We start from the raw sequence: 21,876 nt of genomic DNA, 5'->3' as shown, positions 1-21,876 counted from the left end.
TCAGCATCCCTTGAAACGAGGTGCGCGTTTTTCAGCAAACGCGGCGCGGCCCTCGCCGTAATCGTGGCTGGCGGCGGCAGCGTCGATGAGCGCGTCTGCATGTCCCGCGTCAAATGTGCCGAGCGCCGCGCCGTTCAGGATGTATTTTGCGCCGCCCTGCGAAAGGGGGGCAACGTCAGTCAGCGACCGGGCATACGCCATCGCCTGGGCCATCGGGTCATCGCAGACACGATCGGCAAAGCCCATGTCCAGCGCCGCGCGTGCATCAAAGCGTTCGCCCGAATACAGGATGCGCTTGGCATTGGTCAGCCCGACCAGAGACAACAGTTTGCGCGTTGCCTGAACGCCATAGACGATAGAGAGCCGCGCCGCCGGAATGCCGAATTGGGCGTCTGTGTGGACAAACCGAAAATCTGCGGACATTGCCAGATGCGCGCCGCCGCCCAAAGTGTAGCCGCAGTTCACCGCGATGACAGGTTTGGCCGCATGGGTGATGCCCGCGCAGCCATAATCGACAGCAACCTCGTAGTCCTTGGCCTTGTCCGGATCGTCGCGCACGGTGGCGAACTCGGCAATATCGGCCCCGGCGGAAAAATCACTGCCTGCACCTGTCAGCAGGATCGCACGCACATCACGATCGGCGGATAATGTGGCGAACACATCGCCAAAGTCACGCCACATCCTGTAGGTCACGGAATTGCGCAGGGCAGGGCGGTTAATCGTCACCACGGCGATGTCGTCCTCGCGGCTGATTTCGATATCGCTCATGGTTTCGCCGCCACAGCATCCGCGTCGGTTTGCGAGACACACGCGCGGAAACTGTCGAAAAACTGTCGCACCAGCTTTTGTGCGGTGGAATCCAGCAGTCGTGACCCCAGTTGCGCCAGCTTGCCGCCCACATCCGCAGACGCATCATAATTCAGAACAGTTTCCTGCGGTGCCACCTCGTCCAGCCACACACGGGCCGATCCCTTGGCAAACCCGGCCACGCCGCCTTTGCCTTCACCGGTCAGCACATAGCTTTGGGGGGGGGTGATGTCAGTCAAGGTGACGTCGCCGGCAAAGCGCGCCTTTATCGGTCCGACCTTCAGCACGACCTTGGCGCGCAGATGGTCGGGGGCGTCCTGCTCCAGCACTTCGCAGCCCGGAATGCACCGGCGCAGTACATCAGGATCATTTAGCGCGGCCCAGGCGGTCGCCCGGTCGCAGGGGAGTGTGACGCTGTCTTGCAGTTTCATGGTATTATCCGTTCGATGAACGCCGGGGCGCGATTGCCCCGGCGTAGTGGTTTTAGTCCGCGGTCTTCACCAGCGGGCACTCGCTTTCGGAGAGGGGGCGGAAGGCCTGATCGCCGGGGATCGTCTGGACCAGTTTGTAAACATCCCAGTCGCCGGTCGATTCTTCGGGTGTCTTGACCTGATAAACATACATGTCATGCACCATCCGACCGTCCTCGCGGATGTGTCCGCCTTTCGCAAAGAAGTCGTCGATCGGCATTTCACGCATCTTGGCCATGACGGCCTGCGCTTCGGTGGTGCCTGCGGCCTCGACTGCCTTGAGATAATGCAGTGTCGAGGAATAATCGCCCGCATCCCCCATGTGCGGCATCACATCCATCCGCTCTTTGAAGCGTTCGGCAAAGGCACGGCTTTCGTCGTCCTGATCCCAATAGAATGCGTTCGTCAGGATCATGCCCTGCGCCGCATCCAGCCCCAGCGCTTTGACGTCGGTCAGCCAGACCAGCAAGCCGGCGGTCAGTTTGCCGGTGTCGGCCAGACCGAATTCACGCGCGGATTTCACCGCGTTGATAAAGGTCGTGCCGGAACCGGCGATCGCAACCACGTCAGCCGGTGACGCCTGAGCCTGAAGCATAAAGGCTGAATGGTCCGAGGTTTCGATCGGGTAGAGTACGTTGCCCACGACCTCTCCGCCTGCCTTGCCGACGATGGCCGAGGCGTCACCCTCGAGCGCGTGACCGAACGCATAGTCGGCAGTCAAGAAGAACCAGCTTTTTTTGCCTTGCGAGACCAACTCGTTCGCAGTGCCGTTGGCGAGTGCAAAAGTATCATAGGCGTAGTGGATTGAATTGGGGGTGCAGCCTGCGCCAGAGATCCGAGAAGACCCTGAACCGGTGACGATGGCGATGCCCTTCTTGTCGGCTGCGATCTGCGCGACGGACAGCGCAATGCCCGAGTTGATGAGGTTCCCGATCAGTGTGACGCCCTCTCCCTCATACCACTCTTGTGCAGTGGCTGCCGCGATTTCGGGCTTGTTCTGGTGGTCACCGACAAGCACTTCGATTGGCTTGCCGAGCACGGAGCCACCAAAATCCTCGACAGCCATTTCGATGGCGGTGACGGCGCCTTGTCCGGATTCGTGGCTGAACTGTCCGCTCATGTCGGTCAGCACCCCGATCTTCACTTGACCGTCTGCGGCAAAGCCCGGCGCTGCCGCCAGCGTGGCTGCGATAGCTCCACCCAGTATCTGTGTTGTGATTCGTTTCTTCATGTCGTCCTCCCTGATGCCGAAGATCGGCGTTTAGTGAATTGCTCTAATGAACTTATAGCCGGAGGTACTTGAAATACTTTAGGCTTCTCGTGCGTACATATGAGCGATTAGATTCTATATTATAGAGATATAGAGTTGCGGTAGGCGCCTCCCAGTGATTATCGTTCATCGTTAGTTTTAATATTTAACTTGCACTATTAGACTTACTGCGGGTAGGTTCGTCAAGGCAAACGTTAGAAAAATATCTGCGGCCCGCGCAAACTTGGCGGTCCCGCAGGAGACAAGGGGGGGCAATGGATAGCCATCCGGCAATATTGGAGACGCGCGGTCTGACGCGGGAATTCAGCGGTTTCGTGGCCGTGAGCGACGTGAATTTCACAGTTCGCTCCGGCATGCTTCACGCCCTCATCGGGCCTAATGGGGCGGGCAAGAGCACCTTGTTCAACCTGCTGACACGGTTTCTGGCCCCCAGCGCGGGGCAGATTTTTTATGACGGCCAAGATATTACCAAAGCGCGTCCAGCGTCATTGGCGCGTCGAGGGCTGGTGCGGTCGTTTCAGATTTCATCGGTTTTCCCACATCTCAGCGTGCATGAGAATGTTCGCGTGGCCTTGCAATCGAAGCACGCGGAAACCTTTGGTTTCTGGAAGTCCGACGGCGGGCTGAGCAAGTATGATGACGCTGTGGATTCTCTTTTGGCGGATGTCGGGCTGGAGCCCTACGCGCAGCGGATCGCGGTTGAATTGCCCTACGGACGCAAGCGCGCACTGGAACTGGCGACGACGCTGGCAATGGAACCGCGGGTGATCCTGCTGGATGAGCCCATGGCTGGTATGGGGCAGGAGGATATCCAGCGAACAGCCCAGTTGATTCAGCGGGTCGCCAAGGGGCGCACCGTGGTCATGGTCGAGCATAATTTGTCGGTGGTTGCTGATATTTCGGACCGAATAACCGTCCTGCGGCGCGGCGAGATCATTGCCGAAGGGGACTATGATACCGTCTCGGCTGATCCTGAAGTCCGCCAAGCCTATATCGGGGGCAGCCATGACTGAGCGTCGTCTGAGCGTAGAGGACCTGCACAGCTGGTACGGCGAGAGCCATATCCTGCACGGTGCCGATTTTCATGTAAACCGGGGTGAGGTCGTCACGCTGCTGGGCAGAAACGGTGCCGGCAAGACGACCACCATGCGCGCCCTGATGGGCGTGGCGCGTCAGCGCAAGGGGACCGCCAAGCTGGATGGACATGATCTGCTGGCAACGCCGCCGCATCGTGTGGCCGGTCTGGGATTGGGGTACGTGCCCGAGGAGCGCGGCATATTCTCGTCGCTGAGTGTGGCGGAAAACCTGCTGCTGCCGCCCATCACCCGCCCTGGCGGGATGAGCATCGCCGATATTCACGATCTGTTTCCCAATCTCAAGGGGCGCGATCGGACCATCGGCACACGCCTGTCGGGCGGCGAGCAACAGATGCTGGCGATTGCCCGCATCCTGCGCACGGGCGCGGATTTCATCCTGCTGGACGAGCCGACCGAAGGGCTGGCGCCGGTGATTGTCGATGACATCTCCCGCGCGCTGGGCACGCTCAAGTCGATGGGCCTCACGATCATTCTGGTTGAACAGAATATCCGCTTCGCCACCGCGAATGCCGACCGCCATTACGTAATGGAGCAGGGTCGCATCGTGGATGAATTTACCAATGACGCGCTCATGGCAGATATGTCGCGCATCGACGCCTATCTCGGCGTCTGACTGGGAGGAAATACATGCCTGACATTTTTGGCGTGCCCGTGGTGGTCCTGTTAGGACAGATCATGTTGGGGCTTATCAACGGGTCATTCTATGCGGTTCTCAGCCTCGGGCTGGCCGTTATTTTCGGGATGCTGAACGTCATCAACTTTGCCCATGGTGCCTTTTACATGCTTGGCGCATTCGTGACATGGCTGTGCCTGTCGCAACTGGGGCTGAATTACTGGGCCGCACTCATTATCGTGCCGATCGTGGTGGGTGCCGTGGGGGTGGCGGTCGAGCGTTTGGCGTTGCGACATCTCTATCGGGTGGACCACCTATATTCGCTGCTCTTCACCTTTGGGCTGGCGTTGGCGATGGAGGGGCTGTTTCGCTACATCTATGGTTCCGCTGGTAAACCGTACCCTGTGCCAGAGGCGCTGACCGGGATATTCAAGCTGGGATTCATGATCCTGCCGGTCTATCGCGCGTGGGTCATCCTCGCCTCTGTCACTGTGTGTCTGCTGGTCTGGCTGGTCATTGAAAAAACGCGGTTGGGCGCTTGGCTGCGCGCGGCGACCGAAAACCCGTCGCTGGTGACCGCATTCGGAATCAACGTGCCGCTGCTGCTGACGCTGACCTATGGGTTTTGTGTCGGGCTGGCGGGATTCGCCGGAGTTCTGGCCGCGCCAATCTATCAGGTTGGCCCGGGCATGGGGGCGAACCTGATCATCGTCGTCTTTGCTGTGGTCGTCATTGGCGGTCTGGGCTCTATCGGCGGGTCAATCCTGACCGGGCTGGGGCTGGGGGTGATCGAGGGGTTGACCAAGACGTTTTATCCCTCGGCTTCGACCATCGTGATCTTTGTCGTGATGGTTCTGGTATTGATTGTCCGTCCCGCGGGCTTGTTCGGACGGGAGGCGTAAATGACCACTCTTTTAACATCGACACTCATCACACTGAACCGGCCGTGGCTGAAATGGGGCGCGTTGGCCGGGCTGGCCATCGGGCTACTGGCGGCGCCATTTGCAGTTTATCCGCTGTTTCTGATGAACGTATTCTGTCTGGCGCTGTTTGCATCGGCTCTGAATCTGGTGCTGGGCTACGCAGGCTTGTTGTCGCTGGGGCATGCGGCGTTTTTCGGCGGCGCGGCCTATGTCACCGCCCATGCGGCCAAGGCATGGGGGCTGCCGTTCGAGTTGGCGGTGCTGCTGGGCGTGGGGTTTGCCGCGTTGCTGGGGCTGATCTTTGGGCTGATCGGAATTCGGCGTTATGGCATATATTTCGCCATGATCACGCTGGCTCTGGCGCAAATGATTTACTTCCTAGCAGTCCAGATGCCCTTTACCAACGGTGAAGACGGCATCCAGTCCGTACCGCGCGGGATGCTGTTTGGTTTGATTGATCTCAGCGAAATTCGCACGATGTACTATGTCGTGCTTGTGCTTGTGGTTCTCGGCCTTATGGCGATCTGGCGCTTCGTGCATTCGCCGTTCGGGCATGTGCTGGCTGCGATTCGCGAAAACGAGCCACGCGCGGTGTCGCTCGGTCTTGATGTGGCGCGCTACAAGCTGATCGCTTTGGTGTTGTCGGCGGGGCTGTCTGGTCTGGCCGGATCATTGAAGGTGCTGTCATTCCAACTGGCCGCACTCAACAATGTCTCTTGGCACCTGTCGGGCGAGGTGGTTCTGATGACCTTGATCGGCGGTTTGGGCACATTCTCTGGGCCGATCATCGGGTCAGCATTCGTGGTGGCGCTGGAGCATTTCCTGACCACCAGCGGGCTTCCTGTTTCTCTGGTGATAGGCGTTATCTTTATGCTGTGCGTGATGTTGTTTCGGCGCGGATTATGGGGCGAAACGCGGGCGAGAATCATCGCCTTGCTGGATCGGGATCGTCAGAGCTGAGCCTCAGAGTACAGTGAGATCGTAACGCAATTCATACTCTGTCTCATGCGCGTTCAGGGGCTGTTTGCAACCGCTGCACACCACCAATGGCGTGAAGTCCTGACCGCATGCCCGGTGCCGTAGCCGTAACGGCGCTGCACCGGGATTCAGCCAGCGGTCCCCCCAGGCCATCATCACGATCATCGGCTTATAGAGTGCGCGACCCTTTTGCGTGAACCGATATTCTGATCGACCGGCACCGGGACCATACGGCACCTTTTCAAATACGCCAGCCTCTACCAGTCGTGCCAATCGGTCCGCCAGAACATTAGATGCGATTGCCAGTTTCTCGCGCATCTCATCATAGCGGCGGACGCCAAAATATGCTTCTCGCAGGACAAGAAAGCTCCATCTGTCGCCGATGATCGCCAAGGATCGTGCGACGGAACACGGGCGCACGCGTTGCAGAACATTGGGATCCGCACTGCGCCGCGTGGCCTGTCGGGACGTGGCGACGGAATACCCCGCGCCCGGTCCATCGCGAAAATGAACGTCATGGGTCTCGACCGGCTCCAAACACTCTGAACAGACCGTGATCGGATGCACGTGCTGGCCGCAGAGGGTGTGGATCATCTGAAGTGGCGGTTCATCATTGCCACGCAGCCAGTTATCGCCAAATTCCATCAGCGACAACATGCTCTGAAACAGATCCTTGCCACGCTCCGTAAAGAAATACTGCCTCCCTGGTTCTCCTTCTTTGCGTCCGAGCACGAAAATATCGTTTTCGACAAGGGCCATTAAGCGCGTCGTCAGTGTCTGGCGCGGGATGCCCAAACGCTCTTGGAATCCGCTGAAACGCCGGACACCGAAAAATGCCTCGCGAATGATCAGGAACGACCAGCTGTCGAGAACAATCTCGACGGTGCTGCGCACCGAACAGTTTCGCTCCAGCGTCGCTTGGCGTGGTTTCTTGGTCGGCGCATTCATTTGATCATGGTATTCCAGAAATGACCCGGCGCCGGTTTTCGACTGCCTGACGATCCGTAAATTTGAAGAGCCATCTTACGACCCCTGCGCACCGTATGCAAAGCGCGTTGTCGCGTCGCGGAAGGCTGAACAACGGTACACCCGCCAGTGACGTCTACTTCGGATGAGGCGAAGCCATTTCACGATAACGAGGGCCTGTTAAACGAGAGGGCCTCGAAACGTGCCGTTTGGATCACAGACAGCGAGCCGCATAAAAGAGCAACCAGATGAGCCAAACTCTCTCTTGCTGCTGGCGGCCTGCGGTTGACGTTTTCCGTGATCGGTTGAATGGCATTAGCTGTGGTTGGGTGCCCCCTGCGCTCAGGGAGTGTAGTTTCGGATAGCACTTCTGGCTCTATGACGTTGACGGCTGGAAGGCTCTTGATCAATGCTTCGGCGCTTTGCTCTAGGATTGGCAAGCATCGGTGGCGCGTCCGCGAGCAGTTTCGGGAGAAAACCACGTTGCCGGGGTGGTCCGTAACGGCCAGAAAATCCTGTGCACGCGACAGTCTGACCTGTTGGCCGCTGGAGTCCGTGATTTCATTGCCCTTGGCAAGAGGCACGCCTCATCCGGGCTGACCTGCGACCCAACCCGTCTCCGCTATTTTAAAGAAATTGTCGGGTGATTTTTGGAGGCTGCGCCAGGCGATTCTGGAGATCCCCGTCGTTATCTCACCCCACGGCTCACGGAAAAACAAACACAGATCAGAATCCGCGTGGATGCAGTGGTGTAAGGAGGATTGAGTGGTGGGCGACCCTGGAATCGAACCAGGCGTGCGTCTCCGCGAGGGAGTTACAGTCCCCTGCCACACCTTGCGGCCTGTCGCCCACTGCCGGAGCGTGCCCCGGACGTGGGCGGTTATTACGAGCGGGCATCGGACCCGTCAACCGGAAAATGCCTTGCACGCACGGTGACCTGCGCGCATTAAGCGGCGTTAACGGTAGGGAACGAGGCGCGCAATGAAAAAACCCCGGTGGGTCATCGACAAGGAGCAGGCCAAAAAGGCAGCGGCGGCAGAGACCGTGTGGCTGTTCGGGCTGCATGCCGTACGTGACGCGCTGGTCAATCCCGCGCGTGAAAAACTGCGACTTATCGTGACGTTGAACGCCCAGACCAAGCTGGATGAGGCCATCGTCGCTTCGGGGATGACGCCAGAGGTTGCTGACGCGCGCAAGTTCACTGCGCCGATTGATCCGCAGTCGGTGCATCAGGGGGCTGCGCTGGAGGTCAAGCCATTGGATTGGGGGGATCTGGCCACGTTGTGTTTGGGCGATGGGCAGCGCCCGCCGCGTGTGGTTTTGCTGGACCGGGTGACTGATCCGCATAACGTCGGCGCGATATTGCGCTCTGCCGAGGTGTTCGGTGCCTGTGCGGTCATAGCCCCGCGCCACCATTCCGCACCCGAAACTGGCGCATTGGCCAAAACCGCCAGCGGCGCGTTGGAGCGCCAACCCTATGTGCAGGTGCGCAACCTCAGTGATGCCATCGTGCAATTGCAAGCGATGGGATATCTGGTGCTGGGACTGGATGGCGAGGCTGAGGCAACGATCGAGACGGCGCTGGAAGGCTTGCGTGACCGGCCCGTGGCGCTGGTGCTGGGGGCCGAAGGGCCGGGCCTGCGCCAGAAAACCCGCGAAACCTGCGACAGATTGGTAAGGATCGACTTTTCCGGCGGTTTTGGTTCACTCAATGTCTCGAACGCGGCGGCGGTGGCCCTATATGCTTCACAGGCCCGGTAGGATCCGGGCGCGACAAGCCGGGGAAACATGCCGAAAATCGCGACCTGTTGTTACTGTGGGACCCGCGCCGCGCTCGTGATCCGTTCGGAGGGGCGCCATGAGCTGTCCTGTGCGGCATGTGGTGCGCCCTTGCGGGAAATGAAGGCAATGCCTGTCGGCGGTGGCGCGACACGCGATCTGCGTACCATTTATCCCGCGTTCGAGGCCCGGCGACACAAGCGGGATAAGGCCAAGCGTGATTCTGTACATCATGCGGACAAGCATGGGCGCGGTTCCAAGCGCAGAAATTCGGGCATGCACTTCATCCGAGAGGCGATCGAGGAGGTGTGGGACACGCTAGAGGATGTATTTGACTGAAATTGATGTCATATGACGCGTTTCAGGCCGGAAATGTTTCAATTTCCGGCGCGATGTTCACACCTCTATTACAATGTCTTTTTAAGTTGCTCAGGGTACCTAAATACATCCCAGAGGCGGCGAGTTGGAACTGCGCTGCTTCACTTCACTGTCCCTCGTTCCGCGACTGGCGCCCAAGGTCCCCCTTGGGCGCTTTTTTCTGGAGATATGCCTGTAGCATCGCCGGTCAGTCTGTTTTCCAGTCGCCGCTCTTGTTCCACCAGCGATGCGGGTTGTGCTGATCATCCAGACCTTTGCACAGGCTGCGTAGAACTTCGGTCACGGTGATGACTGGCTCGTAGTAGCTGTGTACGGCATAGATTGCCTCGATTACCTGACGCAGCGTGGCTTCGTCGCGGGGCAGGAAAAACCGCATCTCGTCGACGCCGGGACGGTGGCGCGTTTCCTCCTCGGCGCCTGTGGGTGTTCCCGCGCGCGGGCGATAGTATTCCTGCCCGCTGGGCGCACGGTATCCGTTGCGGTCGGTTTTGCCCTGAGGCAGGGGGTATACGGCGACGATAGCATCGAAAATACGATCCACGTCCTCGACCGGGGCCTGAAATGCAACTTGCCACATCGGCAACATACTGATTGGTGCGGTTTCAAACCCGGTTTGCAGAATTGTCATGGTCTCTCTCCTATCTGGGATATCGCGAGCCTTTTAATCCAGGTCTGCTGACAGCAATCTGGCAGGAGATCGCGGATACTTGCGCATGTCGTGGAAGCGATTAGGGTGCCGAGTATGGAAGAGACCGATAGCGACGCATTCCTGAAGGATATTCTGACCCGTACCCGGCGCATCGCTGTGGTGGGCGTGTCGATGAATGAGGTGCGTCCCAGCTATTATGTTGCGCGTTATCTGACGCTTAAGGGGTTTGACGTAATTCCGGTCAACCCCGGTCATGTTGGCAAGTCGCTGTTTGGTAAAACTGTCGTGGGCGCGTTGCACGAGATTGAGGGCGACGTGGATATGGTCGATATTTTTCGCCGGTCAGAACACGTACCGCCCATCGTGGACGAGGCGCTGTCTCAGTTCCCTGATCTGCGGACGATCTGGATGCAGATCGGGGTGGTGCATGCCGAAGCGGCAGAGGTGGCGCGCGCGCGTGGCGTTGACGTGGTGATGAACCGATGTCCCAAGATCGAATATCAGCGGCTCTTTGGCGAGTTGCGCATGGGCGGTTTCAATACCGGCGTGATCTCTTCGAAATTGTGATGCTGGGCGCGATGGTAGCGCGTTCTTTGTCCAAATTTGCAATTTGCGGCTTTAGACGCTATCTCTGTGCTCAGGCGAGCAGAATAATTGAGCACTATCAGCATGATCAGATTTCTTTCGGCGGCGTGGGGTGACTACGTGCGCCCTATGTTCCAGCGTCCCAAGCGCCTGCAGGTTGCAGCGCTGTGTCACCGCGGTGTCGGTGACAACGCTGAAGTGCTGCTGGTGACGAGCCGGGGCACCGGTCGCTGGATCATTCCCAAGGGCTGGCCAATCCGGGGGCTTAACTCGCCAGAAGCGGCCTTGCAGGAGGCATGGGAAGAAGCGGGCGTGCGGGGTATTGCCGCAAATGACGGCCCGATTGGCAGCTACAGTTATGATAAGATCATGCCGGCTGGACTGGCCGTCCCAGTAGAGACATTGGTTTATTCCGTCTCGGTGGACGAGATCGAGACACGGTTTCCCGAAGCGCATGAACGCCGCCGCCAATGGATGAAGCCGCGTGTCGCGGCGGAATTGGTGAACGAGCCGGAATTGAAATCTATCTTGCGCGATATGACCTGAAACATTCTGTGCGTGTCGGCGGTTAACCCATTATCGACACGGGCATTTGCCTACGCACTTGGACCTTGGGAAGCAACGATATGCGCGCTGCCAATGATAATGACCCTCGCCATCTGGAAACGCTCGATCGCGATCTGGAGCGATACTCCAATCTTGAGCTTGCGACCAGCTATGTGTCGCGGCCGATTGTGGGGCCGGGGCTGGCGCTGGTTTTCGTTATCTTGGCGGGTCTGGCGGCAGCCCTGTTTCTGGGACAAGCCAATAACACGCTGATCGTGGTTATCGCTGCGTGCCTCGGGGCCTATATGGCCCTGAATATCGGGGCAAATGATGTCGCCAACAACATGGGCCCCGCGGTTGGTGCGAATGCGTTAACAATGGGCGGCGCCATTGCGATTGCTGTCATTTTCGAGAGTGCCGGCGCTTTGATCGCCGGGGGCGATGTCGTCTCGACCATTGCCAAGGGCATCATCGCACCTGAAAGCATGGCGACGGCCTCGGTGTTCATCTGGGCGATGATGGCGGCGCTGTTGGCGGCGGCATTATGGGTCAATCTGGCGACTTGGATCGGGGCACCGGTTTCGACCACGCATAGTGTCGTTGGTGGCGTGATGGGCGCAGGCATTGCTGCGGCTGGGTTCGCTGCGGTCAACTGGTCCACGATGAGTGCGATCGCCGCCAGCTGGGTTATTTCGCCCGTGTTAGGGGGGATTATCGCGGCAGCTTTCTTGTGGCTGATCAAGTCGCGGATCATCTACCGTGATGACAAGATCGCGGCGGCGCGGCGCTGGGTTCCTATACTGATCGGAATCATGGCGGGGGCCTTTGCCAGTTATCTGGTACTCAAGGGATTGAAGCGGGTGCATTCGATTGACTTGGGGACGTCGCTGCTGGTGGGGCTGGGTATCGGACTGGTTACATGGATCGTCATGATCCCGCTGATTGCCCGCCAGTCTCGGGGGCTGGAGAACCGCAACAAATCGCTCAAGACGCTCTTTGCCATTCCGCTGGTAATCTCGGCGGCGTTGCTCAGCTTTGCGCATGGGGCAAATGATGTGGCCAACGCGGTGGGACCACTGGCGGCGATTGTGCAGGCGTCGGCCTCGGGTGACTTCATGGGGGATGTCAGTATTCCGGTTTGGGTGATGATCATCGGTGCGATGGGCATCTCCTTCGGGTTGTTCCTATTCGGCCCGAAACTGATCCGCATGGTCGGTGGTCAGATTACCAAGCTGAACCCAATGCGCGCCTATTGCGTGGCGTTGTCAGCCGCGATCACGGTGATTGTGGCCAGTTGGCTGGGTCTGCCGGTCAGTTCGACCCACATCGCAGTGGGCGGTGTGTTCGGCGTCGGGTTCTTTCGCGAGTGGGACGCAGAACGACGGCTGAGGAAGGCGCGCGCAGCAATGCCGGACCGTGCGGTGTATTCCAAGGAAGAAAGACGGCGGCGCAAGTTGGTGCGGCGCTCGCATTTTATGACCATTATCGCGGCGTGGATCGTAACCGTGCCCGCCGCCGCCATGCTGTCGGGGGCAATTTTCTGGGGGATCACGCTGGTTCTGGGCTAGGGCAGACTATGTCAGCGGCAGATCAGATGTGAAATCCGCAGCAATGCGCATTTCGCGCATGGGGCGCACATGGGCGGTGCAGGCCGCATAGGTTGGATGCGCCTTGAACGCCGCGAGCGCGGACTCGTCGGCGAATTCCGCATAGACCACCAAATCGGGAACCGGCCCGGCTATGGGGTCAGTTTGCAGATTTCGACCCACCTCGAACCGCAGCGCATGCGGGATTTTTGAGAGCATCATCAGTCCTTCGCGAACCTCTTCGATGCGCGACGTGTCAGTGGCGCTGAAAAAGACGATGTGGCGTATCATTCAGCTGGTCCCGCGAGCTGCCTTTTCGGCCAGCCCGGACTGGGCCTGACGGCGTTCCAGTTCAGCCATGACGTCTGAAAGGGCTATGTTGCGGGATTGCAGCATCACCAGCAGATGAAACAGCACATCAGCGGCCTCAGAGGTCAGCGCGGCGCGGTCGCCCTTTACCGCTTCGATGATGGCCTCAACCGCTTCTTCACCGAACTTTTCGGCACATTTTTCGGGGCCTTTGGCCAATAGCTTGGCGGTCCAGCTGCTATCGGGATCGGCGTCCGCGCGGGCGGCGATGATCGTGGCGAGATCGTTCAGGGTCATGCGGCCAACCTCATCGGGATACCGGCGGCAGCCATATGGTCCTTAGCCTCTTGAATGGTGAATTCGCCGAAGTGGAAGATCGACGCCGCCAACACTGCGCTGGCCCCGCCCTCAAGCACACCTGCAACAAGGTGATCGAGCGAGCCGACACCGCCCGAGGCGATCACCGGGATATCCACGGCGTCACTGATCGCGCGGGTGAGCGGCAGATTGAAACCCGCGCGTGTGCCATCACGATCCATCGAGGTCAGTAGGATTTCGCCGGCGCCATTGGTTGCGGCCAGCCGGGCGAATTCGACCGCATCGATACCTGTGGGTTTGCGCCCGCCATGGGTGAAAATCTCCCACTTTCCCGGCGACACGGTCTTGGCGTCGATCGCAACGACAATACACTGGCTGCCGAACTGATCGGCGGCGGCGCGCACCACGTTGGGGTCAGCGACGGCCGCCGAGTTGAAGCTGACCTTGTCCGCACCAGCCAGCAGCAGCGCGCGTACATCAGCGGGCGTGCGGACCCCACCGCCCACAGTCAGAGGGATATAGCATTGCTCTGCGGTGCGACTGACCACGTCGAACATGGTGCCGCGATTTTCGTGTGTGGCGTGAATATCGAGAAAGCACAGCTCGTCGGCCCCAGCAGCGTCATAGGCGCGCGCGGCATCGACCGGATCGCCGGCGTCGCGCAAACCGACAAAGTTCACGCCCTTGACCACACGGCCATCGGCCACGTCGAGGCAGGGGATGATACGGGTTTTGAGCATGGTTTTGCCGCCCTTTGCATGTCACGCAATCGTTTATGGGCAATCGCCGGAGGATGCCAGAGGATAGAGGAGAAATCAGATGGAGGGATTGGCGATGAAACGGATTATTGCGGCACTGGTGTTGTTGTGGGTGACAGGTCCGGCACTGGCTATGTCGGATGATATCGTAAAGGTGAAATCGGCGCAGGACGTGACGGCCACGATGGACGCATTGGAGGCGGCAGTAACCGGGGCAGGGGCCACGGTCTTTGCCCGCGTGGATCACGCTGGCGGTGCGGCGTCGGTGGATATGGCGCTGGACCCGGCGCAACTGTTGATCTTTGGCAATCCCAAGCTGGGCACACCGGCGATGCAGGACGATCCGCTGGCCGGACTTTACCTGCCGTTGCGGGTGCTGGTCTATCGCGACGGCGCCGGGCAAGTCTGGCTGGCCTATGCGGATCCGCAGGCGATGCTGTCCGGTCTGGGTGGGATCACACCCGATGCGGAGTATATCGCCAAGATGACCGGCGCATTGGGCAAGCTGACGGGCAAGGCGTCAGGCATGTGACGTCGCGTGTCGCGGCAGGCTGGTGTTGGATCAGGTCCGAGCGGCCCGCGCGACACGCGCCAACATCTGCCGGGTGATAAAGACGTGAAGCGGCATGATGACAAAGAGATAGGCGCGGCCCAGCCAGTTATTGCGCCGCACCCATGTGCCGCAATGCACATGGCTGCCGGTCGAGAAGATGGCGATACGGAAATCGAGATGTTTGTCGTTGAACCCAAGGATCATCTCGCTGTCCGACTCTTCGGTCACCGGAAAGATTGAAATGGTATCGCTGCCAGCCGCGCGCCCTTTGAGCCCAAAGGGCCACATCACGATCTGCCGCAGCCCCATCAGGGCGTAAACCCATGCCGGGAACTTCATTGCGATTTCAGCCGCTTCGCGTGGTGTGAACGGGGCCGCGACGCGGTAGCCGTCAATGAAGTCACCGTCGTCGTGGAATGACCACAGGCGGCACTTCGCGGGCAGCGGGACAGTTTTTACGTCGGGGTAGAACATCAGCTTGCCAGTGTCGTCAGCGCCTCGCGCAAATCTAACGCGCCATCATATAGCGCCCGGCCCGAGATCGCGCCGTTAAGTGGCGCTCCGCAATCGCGCAGCGCGATCAGGTCTTGCAACGAACTGACGCCGCCCGAAGCGATCACCGGGATGCTGACCGCGCGGGCCAGTGCCGCCGTGGCGTCGATGTTCGGCCCCTGCATCGCGCCGTCGCGGTTAATGTCGGTGTAGATGATCGCGGCTACGCCAACATCCTCGAAACTGCGGGCGAGGTCGGTCACGTCCACATCCGTTTCCTCTGCCCAGCCCTTGGTTGCGACGCGTCCACCACGAGCGTCGATGCCCACGGCGACCTGACCGGGAAACGCGCGGGCGGCCTCGCGCACCAGATCGGGGTTCTCTACCGCGACCGTGCCAAGGATCACGCGGGCCAGCCCCTTGGACAGCCACATCTCGATCGTGGCCATGTCGCGAATACCGCCACCCAACTGTGCGGGCACCTTGCAGCGTTGCAAAATCGCCTCGACTGGCGCGGCATTCACCGGTGTACCTGCGAATGCGCCGTTGAGGTCCACCAGATGTAGCCATTCGCAACCGGCCTCGACAAATTGTAATGCTTGCGCCGCCGGATCGTCGTTGAACACGGTGGCCTGTGCCATGTCTCCGCGCAGCAGGCGCACGGCTGCACCGTCTTTGAGGTCAATAGCGGGGTATAGGATCATGGGTCTGTCCTGAATCGTGTTTGTTACCCTGCTTCTAGGCATGAGCTCGCCGGGAATGCAACGCGACCCAACGTCATTGTTGATCCGCAGGGGTGGTTGCCCGCAAGGTCCGACCCACAAACGAGGAGGAAACCAAATGAACAAATTTGCATTGGCCGCCGTCGCGGTCTTGATGGGCGCGGGCATGGCGACAGCCGAACCGCTGCTGGGCACATGGCGTACGGCTGCGGATGACAACGGTAATTCGGGGTTGATCAAAGTTGATCAATGCGGTGCCAAACTGTGCGGTACGCTAGTCAAATCGTACGGTCCGGATGGTAAAGAGATCAAATCCGACAATATCGGACGCAAGATCATCTCCGAGACTGTGAACAAAGGTGGCGGCGCATATACCGGCAAGGTCTATTCGCCGGACCGTGGCAAGACCTACAAATCCAAGCTGCAACTCAATGGGGCCACCTTGAAAGTCAGCGGCTGCGTCTTGGGTATCTGCCGTGATGGCGGAACCTGGCAGAAGGTCAAGTAATCTGGCAGCTGCGCCACAGTCGGGCGGGAAAAATTGCCCCTGTGCCCGTACCCGTATGATTCTTGTGGACGGGTGGGGCGCATGGCCCTAAATCCTCGCGTGTTCCGGCAACAGAGTCGGGACACGCGCCCTCCGGCCGAGGGTTCGCTGGTGGAGGATACGCCGGTGAAAACAACTCTTTTCTCACTGATCGCCGTTGTTGTGCTTGCAGCCCCTGCATTCGCCAAAGACCCTGTCGAGGGTGTCTGGCAAGCACCGCCCGACGCCAAGGGCCAGATTGGCCATATCGAGATCAAACCCTGCGGCGCCATGATGTGCGGCACAATCATCAAAGCCTACGCACCGAACGGCCAAGAGGTCGTAACACCCAACGTCGGCAAGCGTCTGTTCTGGGACATGTCGGTGCAGGGCGGCGGAAACTATGGCGATGGCCGGGTCTACGTGCCCGCGCACCGCAAGGAATATGATGCCAAGATGAAGCTGAGCGGCAACAACCTGAAAGTGAAAGGCTGTGTTGGCCCAGTGTGTCAGGGGCAGATCTGGAAGCGGGTGAAGTAAGGACGCCGCGACCGTTGCGGGCGCAGGGGTGCAGACCCTAGCCCGCAGCCGCGCCGAATACTGACCATCCGGTGAGATCCGTCAGGCGCTGCATCGCTTCTGTTCCCAGCTTGGAATTGCCATAGCGGTTCAACCCCGGCGCCCAGACGGCGATGGAGGCGATGCCGGGTGCGATGGTCAGGATACCGCCGCCGACGCCGCTCTTGCCGGGCAGGCCGACGCGGTAGGCATAATCGCCCGAACCATCGTAATGTCCGCAGGTCATCATCAGCGCGTTGATCCGGCGGATTCGGCTGGGTGATACCATGCGTGGCGCGCCGTCGCAGGCGGTCAGGAACAACCCTGCATCGGCCAGCTGTGCGCAGTTCATCTCAATGGCGCATTGGTGAAAATACGTGCCCAGCGTCAATTCCGGCGGGTGTTGCAGATTGCCATGCGACAGCAGGTAATGGGCCAACGCAAAGTTGCGGTGCCCGGTAGCGATCTCTGATTGTGCCACGCTGTCGTTGATATGGATGGCATCGTCGCCTGCCGCCTCACGCACAAATCTCAGGATGGCGGCCAATGCTTCCTTGGGTTCGGAGCCTTCAAGAACGGCGTCGGTGGTTACGATGGCACCGGCGTTGATAAACGGATTACGCGGGCGTCCCTTTTCCTGCTCCAGCAAGATCACACTGTCAAAGGCCTGCCCCGAGGGTTCGCGCCCGACACGGTTCCAGAGCCGATCACCGAGTTTCCCCAAGGCTACGGCGAGGGTGAAGACCTTGGAAACCGATTGAATGGAAAAGGCTTTTTGCGCCCGACCAGCGGTCAGCGTCGGGTGGCCGGGACGGGCAACAGCGATGGCGAATTGGTCAGGATCAACGGCAGCCAGTTCGGGGATGTAGTCGGCGACGCGTCCCTTGTCCGCAGTAGCAAAGGCCGCGTCAGCGACCTGATCGAGAATACGCTGAAGCTTATCCTCCTCCACCGTCAGGGCTGCCAGCGTAGAAAGTTGGCGATCAGAGACAGCCCGGTATGCTGGCTCTTTTCAGGGTGAAACTGCGTGCCGATGATATTGTCGCGCCCGACGATGGCGGTTACGGGACCCGCGTAGTCCACATGCGCCAGCAGATGCGCAGGGTCGGCCACCTGAAACTGATACGAATGTACGAAATAGGCGTGCTGCCCGGTCTCAACTCCTGCCAGGACCGGATGGCTCTGGTCCACGACCAGATCGTTCCACCCCATATGCGGTACCTTCAGCATACTATCGCTGGGGATGATCGGCGCGACGGTACCGCCGATCCAGTCGAAACCGGGCGTCTCAGCGTATTCCAGCCCACGTGTGGCCAGCATCTGCATTCCGATGCAGATGCCCAGAAACGGACGGCCGTGCGTGATTACAACCTCGTGGATCGCCTCATAGACACCACGATGATCGAACAGCGCCGCACGGCAGGCCGGAAAGGCACCGTCGCCGGGCAGCACGATGCGATCGGCTGCCAGTATCACCTCGGGGTCCGAGGTTACGACAACATCGCCAGCGTCGCCTTCGCGTGCCATGCGCTGAAACGCTTTCTCGGCGGAATGCAGGTTGCCGCTCTCGTAATCGACGATGACGGTGCTCATGTGGCCTACAGCGCCCCCTTGGTGGACGGGATCGCGTCCGATTTGCGTGGATCCGTCTCAATCGCCGACCGCAGCGCACGGGCAACTGCCTTGAACGCTGCTTCGGCGATGTGGTGGCTGTTGATCCCGTGCAGGGCATCCACATGCAGTGTCATACCGGAATGAGTGGTAAGCGCCTGAAAGAATTCGCGCACCAGTTCGGTGTCGAACGAGCCGATTTTGGCGGTGGGAAGGTCAACGTTCCAGACCAGATAGGGGCGTCCGCTCAAGTCCAGTGCGGCGCGCACCAACGCATCATCCATCGGCAGCAGGCAACTGCCATAACGGTGGATGCCGCGTTTGTCGCCCAGTGCTTCGTTCAAGGCCTGACCCAGCGCGATGCCGACGTCTTCGACAGTGTGATGGTCGTCGATATGCAGATCCCCCGCGCAACGCACGGTCATGTCGATCAGCGAATGGCGTGCGAGTTGATCCAGCATGTGATCGAAGAAACCGACACCGGTTTCATTGTCATACATACCAGAACCATCGAGGGCGATTTCGACAGTAATATCAGTCTCGTTTGTCTTGCGGGTCACTGTGGCACGGCGCATGGTGATCTCTTGTCCAAGGGAATGTGCCGCCCTTATAGGGACAAGCCCCTGTCACGCCAAGGGCGAGCAACATGCGGATTGCACCATTTGCCAATGGTCAGCTTTCCGCGTCCTCGGCTGTGTCGGTGATCGCCTTGCCAGCCGATTGGATGTCCTTGCCGGCACCTTGTACGGTTTCGCAGGCGGCGAGGCCAAACAGAGTCATGGCGGCGATCATACAGCGTAGCGTCGAAGTCATTGGATGCTCCATTGGTTTATGGCTCGTTCTACAGACAGAACGCGCTGCACCGGCAATGGTTCCGGCGCTACGGGCGTCGGGATCAGTAATCGACATGCTCTGAACTAAGGTCGGCCTCTTGTGCCTTGAAAGTGACATGCACTTCGTAGCGGTGGGGCAGGTCGGTCACCTTAAGTTCTCCGTCGAGCTGCATCACAAAGGATTCGATCAGTTGCGAGCCGAGGCCCGACGGTGTGCCATCATCAATAGGTTTTGCCGTTTCATCGCGGGAGTTTACAACGCTGAGGCAATAGATGTTGTCGCCTTCATCATGCAGGATTACTTGCATCCATGCGGGTTTTCCATGGCTGGGCCCCGCGTATTTGACAGCGTTCATGGCAGCCTCTGTCGCCAAGAGGCACAGTGGCACAGCCTGATCCGGGGTGATCTCTGCCGGGCAAATATAGGTCGAGACCGAAATGTGACGGTCGCCATCCTCGGTCCCGCCAACTTTGACCAACTCGCCGACAATCGTCTTTAGCAGATTATCGGCGGGTACCACCGATAGGGTGCGCGCGGTGTATAATGTGCGGTGAATTGCAGCCAGAGCCATCACCCGATCCTGAACCCGGCGCAAGAGCGTGCGTGCCTCCGGGCTGGATGACTTGCGGATTTGCATGTTCATGATGCTGGAAATTAGTTGCAGGTTGTTCTTGACCCGGTGGTGGACTTCCTTGAGCAGAATAGTTTTTTCCGCCAGATCCTCTTCGCGGCGGCGTTCGTGGTCACTCAGCTTGCGGGCCATTTTGCGAAATGCTTCGGCGACGACTTCCAGCTCTTCAGGGGCGCTGTCGAGCTTGGCCTCGCTGAAATCAATACGCCCTGCTGCATACATGCGCATCCAGTTGCGCAGCCGGCGGATGTGCCGCACCACCAACCGATTGATGCCGAAATAGGCCACGATCATGGCCGCTGCCCACATCAACAGTGGAAAATATAGCGCAATGGCCGAGGTGGCCCCAAACAACGCGCCGCTGCGTTGCGGTTCCCAACTGCCCAGACCATAAACGATACCTTCGACAATCGGGACCACGGCAAAGTCGCGCTCTACCCCGGCGCGATTTTGATGCTGAAATGTGCGGGCCTGCCCCGGTACGAGGTCGATCAATCTCATATCGGCGGGCTGGGACATGCGCCGATCATCGTCAAAAGTTTCGGTTGCCAGAACCTCTCCTCTGGAATCGAAAATCAAGAGATCGACAGCCTGATCGTCACCTGTCAGCAGCTGGTTTGCGACCGTGTAGGGAATCGCGATCCAGACCGCGCCAAGGAATGCGCCATTGTCAATTACCGGCACGCTGACACTGAGTACGATCCGACCACTCAGAACCGCGCTGGAGCGGGTCTCGACCCGCGGTTCAAGATTGGCCTGATGGTCGGCGAAAACGTCATCTTCTGACAGCTGCTGGTGTTCACCGGAAGAAGAGCACCGCAGTTCTCCTGCCTCGGTGACGTATCCGGCAAACACATAGCGCGCTTCTTGCTGGACGAGTTGGGCGAACACCTCGTCGCATGTGTCCGTACTGGAACCCAGTACAGATGCGGCCGAGGATATTGCCTTGGCTGCACCGATTGCAGACTGAATCAGCTCGCGCTCTGCTGCCGTGATTGACTGGGTTTTCTGCAACAACGCGGTCGCCGACAGCGACCGCGTTTCGCGCAGCACGTTAGAGGTCTGATAGACCGAAATCAAACCCAGCGGCAGTATCGCGATGCTGAGGATCGCAATCAACTGTACGACCAGCCGCATCTGCGTCCGCGTTCCGTCTGCGCGAGGCAGACGGTTCATGCTGCTGGCTTGGCCGTTATGACGGCTATTGTTGCAGCGTCGGTCATTTCCAACTCGTCCTCGTCATCAACATTCATCAACTCTGCCAGCCTCTTGCGGGCGCGGTTGGTGCGGCTTTTGATTGTGCCGACAGCGCAGCCGCACATTTCGGCGGCCTCCTCATAGGAGAATCCTTCTGCCCCGACCAATACCAGCGCCTCGCGTTGTTCGTCATTAAGCTGGGCGAACGCGGTACGGAAGTCGTTCATGGCCAAACGCCCGTCATGTTCGGGCTTTTCTGACAGTTGATCCGCCATCACCCCATCAGGATCCTCGACTTCGCGGCGGCGCTTGCGGTGCAACGAGTAGAAAGTATTGCGCAAGATGGTAAACAGCCACGCGCGCAGATTAGTGCCGGGCTGGAACTTGTCAAAATTGCTCCACGCCTTAACGACTGCGTCTTGTACCAGATCGTCAGCGGTCGCTGCGTTGCGCGTCAGGCTCATGGCGAAGGCCCGCATTGCGGGCAGATGTGTCACCAGCTCGTCCTTGGGGTCCATATATTCGGTCACACCTGATGCCCATCCTCTCGATCTTCACTTTCCTGTTGACGCAATTGCTCCAACAGTTTGGTAAATCGGTCGGGGACCTGCTCTTGTACCGCTTCGCTGTATACCCGGCGAAGGTTGTTATCTATGTCATCTTCCAAACGTTTTACTCTGCTTTTTTTTGGCATATTTTCGAACTTCTTCTGTTCGTTTC

Annotated in this window: 30 protein-coding genes and 1 tRNA gene; 12 read left to right on the top strand and 19 right to left on the bottom strand. The window is 59.2% G+C overall.

Going from position 1 to position 21,876, the window contains the following annotated elements:
- Genes N7U68_RS05665 through N7U68_RS05655 form a run of 3 tightly spaced genes read right to left on the bottom strand, consistent with a single transcriptional unit; the run spans position 1 to position 2,508 of the window.
- Complete coding sequence (locus N7U68_RS05665) at positions 1-768, bottom strand: enoyl-CoA hydratase/isomerase family protein (RefSeq protein WP_165197408.1); 768 nt, start codon at positions 766-768, stop codon at positions 1-3.
- Positions 765-1,238: an SRPBCC family protein gene (locus N7U68_RS05660; protein ID WP_165197409.1), complete on the bottom strand. Its 474-nt coding sequence runs from the start codon at positions 1,236-1,238 to the stop codon at positions 765-767. Before N7U68_RS05660 ends, N7U68_RS05665 begins: the two co-directional genes overlap by 4 nt.
- A gap of 52 nt (positions 1,239-1,290) precedes the next feature.
- Positions 1,291-2,508 carry an ABC transporter substrate-binding protein gene (locus N7U68_RS05655; protein WP_263048518.1) on the bottom strand — a complete coding sequence of 406 codons (1,218 nt, stop codon included), beginning with the start codon at positions 2,506-2,508 and terminating at the stop codon, positions 1,291-1,293.
- A 293-nt stretch (positions 2,509-2,801) separates the two neighbouring features.
- Between N7U68_RS05655 and N7U68_RS05650 the strand changes: the two genes are divergently transcribed.
- The 4 genes from N7U68_RS05650 to N7U68_RS05635 are packed head-to-tail and all read left to right on the top strand — an operon-like array spanning position 2,802 to position 6,140.
- Entirely contained in the window at positions 2,802-3,560 is a 759-nt protein-coding gene (locus tag N7U68_RS05650; RefSeq protein WP_263048517.1) for an ABC transporter ATP-binding protein, read from the top strand.
- The gene (locus tag N7U68_RS05645; protein WP_263048516.1) at positions 3,553-4,257 is read left to right on the top strand and encodes an ABC transporter ATP-binding protein; all 705 of its coding nucleotides are present in this window, start codon (positions 3,553-3,555) and stop codon (positions 4,255-4,257) included. The genes N7U68_RS05650 and N7U68_RS05645 overlap by 8 nt, the downstream gene beginning before the upstream one ends.
- A 14-nt stretch (positions 4,258-4,271) precedes the next feature.
- On the top strand, positions 4,272-5,159 hold the full coding sequence (locus tag N7U68_RS05640) for a branched-chain amino acid ABC transporter permease (protein ID WP_263048515.1): 888 nt from the start codon (positions 4,272-4,274) through the stop codon (positions 5,157-5,159).
- Complete coding sequence (locus N7U68_RS05635; protein WP_263048514.1) at positions 5,160-6,140, top strand: branched-chain amino acid ABC transporter permease; 981 nt, start codon at positions 5,160-5,162, stop codon at positions 6,138-6,140.
- A gap of 3 nt (positions 6,141-6,143) precedes the next feature.
- Here N7U68_RS05635 and N7U68_RS05630 read toward each other — a convergent pair whose 3' ends face one another.
- From N7U68_RS05630 to N7U68_RS05625, 3 genes are all read right to left on the bottom strand, one after another.
- Positions 6,144-7,106: a winged helix-turn-helix transcriptional regulator gene (locus tag N7U68_RS05630; protein ID WP_263048513.1), complete on the bottom strand. Its 963-nt coding sequence runs from the start codon at positions 7,104-7,106 to the stop codon at positions 6,144-6,146.
- A 179-nt stretch (positions 7,107-7,285) separates the two neighbouring features.
- Complete coding sequence (locus tag N7U68_RS21040) at positions 7,286-7,708, bottom strand: DUF3604 domain-containing protein (protein WP_373322962.1); 423 nt, start codon at positions 7,706-7,708, stop codon at positions 7,286-7,288.
- 182 nt (positions 7,709-7,890) lie between these two features.
- Positions 7,891-7,974 (bottom strand) — tRNA-Tyr (locus tag N7U68_RS05625).
- 131 nt (positions 7,975-8,105) lie between these two features.
- Between N7U68_RS05625 and rlmB the strand changes: the two genes are divergently transcribed.
- Positions 8,106-8,885, top strand: coding sequence for a 23S rRNA (guanosine(2251)-2'-O)-methyltransferase RlmB (gene rlmB, locus N7U68_RS05620; RefSeq protein ID WP_263048512.1), 780 nt, complete (start codon positions 8,106-8,108; stop codon positions 8,883-8,885).
- Positions 8,886-8,912: 27 nt separating this feature from the next.
- Positions 8,913-9,242, top strand: coding sequence for a hypothetical protein (locus N7U68_RS05615; protein ID WP_263048511.1), 330 nt, complete (start codon positions 8,913-8,915; stop codon positions 9,240-9,242).
- 226 nt (positions 9,243-9,468) lie between these two features.
- Here the strand turns inward: N7U68_RS05615 and N7U68_RS05610 are convergent, their stop codons facing one another.
- Positions 9,469-9,909 carry a YqfO family protein gene (locus tag N7U68_RS05610; protein ID WP_263048510.1) on the bottom strand — a complete coding sequence of 147 codons (441 nt, stop codon included), beginning with the start codon at positions 9,907-9,909 and terminating at the stop codon, positions 9,469-9,471.
- A 114-nt stretch (positions 9,910-10,023) separates the two neighbouring features.
- Between N7U68_RS05610 and N7U68_RS05605 the strand changes: the two genes are divergently transcribed.
- The 3 genes from N7U68_RS05605 to N7U68_RS05595 all read left to right on the top strand — a co-directional run bounded on the left by N7U68_RS05605 (position 10,024) and on the right by N7U68_RS05595 (position 12,629).
- Positions 10,024-10,497 (top strand): CoA-binding protein, encoded by a 474-nt coding sequence (locus N7U68_RS05605; RefSeq protein WP_263048509.1) that lies wholly within the window; start codon positions 10,024-10,026, stop codon positions 10,495-10,497.
- 102 nt (positions 10,498-10,599) lie between these two features.
- On the top strand, positions 10,600-11,061 hold the full coding sequence (locus N7U68_RS05600; protein WP_263048508.1) for an NUDIX hydrolase: 462 nt from the start codon (positions 10,600-10,602) through the stop codon (positions 11,059-11,061).
- A gap of 80 nt (positions 11,062-11,141) precedes the next feature.
- Positions 11,142-12,629, top strand: coding sequence for an inorganic phosphate transporter (locus N7U68_RS05595; protein ID WP_263048507.1), 1,488 nt, complete (start codon positions 11,142-11,144; stop codon positions 12,627-12,629).
- 6 nt (positions 12,630-12,635) lie between these two features.
- Here the strand turns inward: N7U68_RS05595 and N7U68_RS05590 are convergent, their stop codons facing one another.
- The 3 genes from N7U68_RS05590 to hisF are packed head-to-tail and all read right to left on the bottom strand — an operon-like array spanning position 12,636 to position 14,014.
- Positions 12,636-12,938 carry a Dabb family protein gene (locus N7U68_RS05590; protein WP_165197427.1) on the bottom strand — a complete coding sequence of 101 codons (303 nt, stop codon included), beginning with the start codon at positions 12,936-12,938 and terminating at the stop codon, positions 12,636-12,638.
- Positions 12,939-13,253, bottom strand: a complete 315-nt coding sequence (locus N7U68_RS05585; RefSeq protein ID WP_263048506.1) for a phosphoribosyl-ATP diphosphatase — start codon at positions 13,251-13,253, stop codon at positions 12,939-12,941.
- Positions 13,250-14,014, bottom strand: a complete 765-nt coding sequence (hisF, locus tag N7U68_RS05580; protein ID WP_263048505.1) for an imidazole glycerol phosphate synthase subunit HisF — start codon at positions 14,012-14,014, stop codon at positions 13,250-13,252. The genes N7U68_RS05585 and hisF overlap by 4 nt, the downstream gene beginning before the upstream one ends.
- Before the next feature lie 94 nt (positions 14,015-14,108).
- Between hisF and N7U68_RS05575 the strand changes: the two genes are divergently transcribed.
- Complete coding sequence (locus N7U68_RS05575) at positions 14,109-14,564, top strand: DUF302 domain-containing protein (protein ID WP_373322961.1); 456 nt, start codon at positions 14,109-14,111, stop codon at positions 14,562-14,564.
- 30 nt (positions 14,565-14,594) lie between these two features.
- On the opposite strand, the gene N7U68_RS05570 is transcribed toward N7U68_RS05575, so the two are convergent.
- Both N7U68_RS05570 and hisA read right to left on the bottom strand, forming a co-directional pair.
- Positions 14,595-15,059, bottom strand: coding sequence for a DUF2867 domain-containing protein (locus tag N7U68_RS05570; RefSeq protein WP_263048504.1), 465 nt, complete (start codon positions 15,057-15,059; stop codon positions 14,595-14,597).
- Positions 15,059-15,781, bottom strand: coding sequence for a 1-(5-phosphoribosyl)-5-[(5-phosphoribosylamino)methylideneamino]imidazole-4-carboxamide isomerase (gene hisA / locus N7U68_RS05565; RefSeq protein ID WP_263048503.1), 723 nt, complete (start codon positions 15,779-15,781; stop codon positions 15,059-15,061). Before hisA ends, N7U68_RS05570 begins: the two co-directional genes overlap by 1 nt.
- Positions 15,782-15,917: 136 nt before the next feature.
- Here hisA and N7U68_RS05560 point away from each other — a divergent pair, with 136 nt between their 5' ends.
- Together N7U68_RS05560 and N7U68_RS05555 are read left to right on the top strand one after the other, a co-directional pair.
- Complete coding sequence (locus N7U68_RS05560; protein ID WP_165197439.1) at positions 15,918-16,307, top strand: DUF2147 domain-containing protein; 390 nt, start codon at positions 15,918-15,920, stop codon at positions 16,305-16,307.
- A 165-nt stretch (positions 16,308-16,472) separates the two neighbouring features.
- Positions 16,473-16,865, top strand: coding sequence for a DUF2147 domain-containing protein (locus N7U68_RS05555; RefSeq protein ID WP_263048502.1), 393 nt, complete (start codon positions 16,473-16,475; stop codon positions 16,863-16,865).
- Between the two features lie 37 nt (positions 16,866-16,902).
- Here N7U68_RS05555 and N7U68_RS05550 read toward each other — a convergent pair whose 3' ends face one another.
- The 7 genes from N7U68_RS05550 to N7U68_RS05520 form a co-directional block, all read right to left on the bottom strand.
- Positions 16,903-17,835 (bottom strand): glutaminase, encoded by a 933-nt coding sequence (locus tag N7U68_RS05550; RefSeq protein WP_206295715.1) that lies wholly within the window; start codon positions 17,833-17,835, stop codon positions 16,903-16,905.
- A 2-nt stretch (positions 17,836-17,837) separates the two neighbouring features.
- A complete protein-coding gene (hisH, locus tag N7U68_RS05545; RefSeq protein WP_263048501.1) occupies positions 17,838-18,476 on the bottom strand; it encodes an imidazole glycerol phosphate synthase subunit HisH in 639 nt (212 codons plus the stop codon).
- Between the two features lie 5 nt (positions 18,477-18,481).
- On the bottom strand, positions 18,482-19,069 hold the full coding sequence (gene hisB, locus N7U68_RS05540; protein WP_263048500.1) for an imidazoleglycerol-phosphate dehydratase HisB: 588 nt from the start codon (positions 19,067-19,069) through the stop codon (positions 18,482-18,484).
- Between the two features lie 97 nt (positions 19,070-19,166).
- On the bottom strand, positions 19,167-19,307 hold the full coding sequence (locus tag N7U68_RS05535; protein WP_165197447.1) for an entericidin A/B family lipoprotein: 141 nt from the start codon (positions 19,305-19,307) through the stop codon (positions 19,167-19,169).
- Positions 19,308-19,389: 82 nt separating this feature from the next.
- Positions 19,390-21,135: a sensor histidine kinase gene (locus N7U68_RS05530; RefSeq protein ID WP_263048499.1), complete on the bottom strand. Its 1,746-nt coding sequence runs from the start codon at positions 21,133-21,135 to the stop codon at positions 19,390-19,392.
- Positions 21,132-21,674, bottom strand: a complete 543-nt coding sequence (locus N7U68_RS05525; protein ID WP_165198072.1) for an RNA polymerase sigma factor — start codon at positions 21,672-21,674, stop codon at positions 21,132-21,134. The genes N7U68_RS05530 and N7U68_RS05525 overlap by 4 nt, the downstream gene beginning before the upstream one ends.
- A gap of 8 nt (positions 21,675-21,682) precedes the next feature.
- The gene (locus tag N7U68_RS05520; RefSeq protein ID WP_165197451.1) at positions 21,683-21,850 is read right to left on the bottom strand and encodes a NepR family anti-sigma factor; all 168 of its coding nucleotides are present in this window, start codon (positions 21,848-21,850) and stop codon (positions 21,683-21,685) included.
- Positions 21,851-21,876 lie beyond the last annotated feature (26 nt).

It is taken from the genome of Roseovarius pelagicus, from assembly GCF_025639885.1.
In the GTDB taxonomy this organism is placed as follows: Bacteria; Pseudomonadota; Alphaproteobacteria; order Rhodobacterales; family Rhodobacteraceae; genus Roseovarius; species Roseovarius pelagicus.
This window is presented reverse-complemented; position numbering and strand designations above follow the sequence as displayed.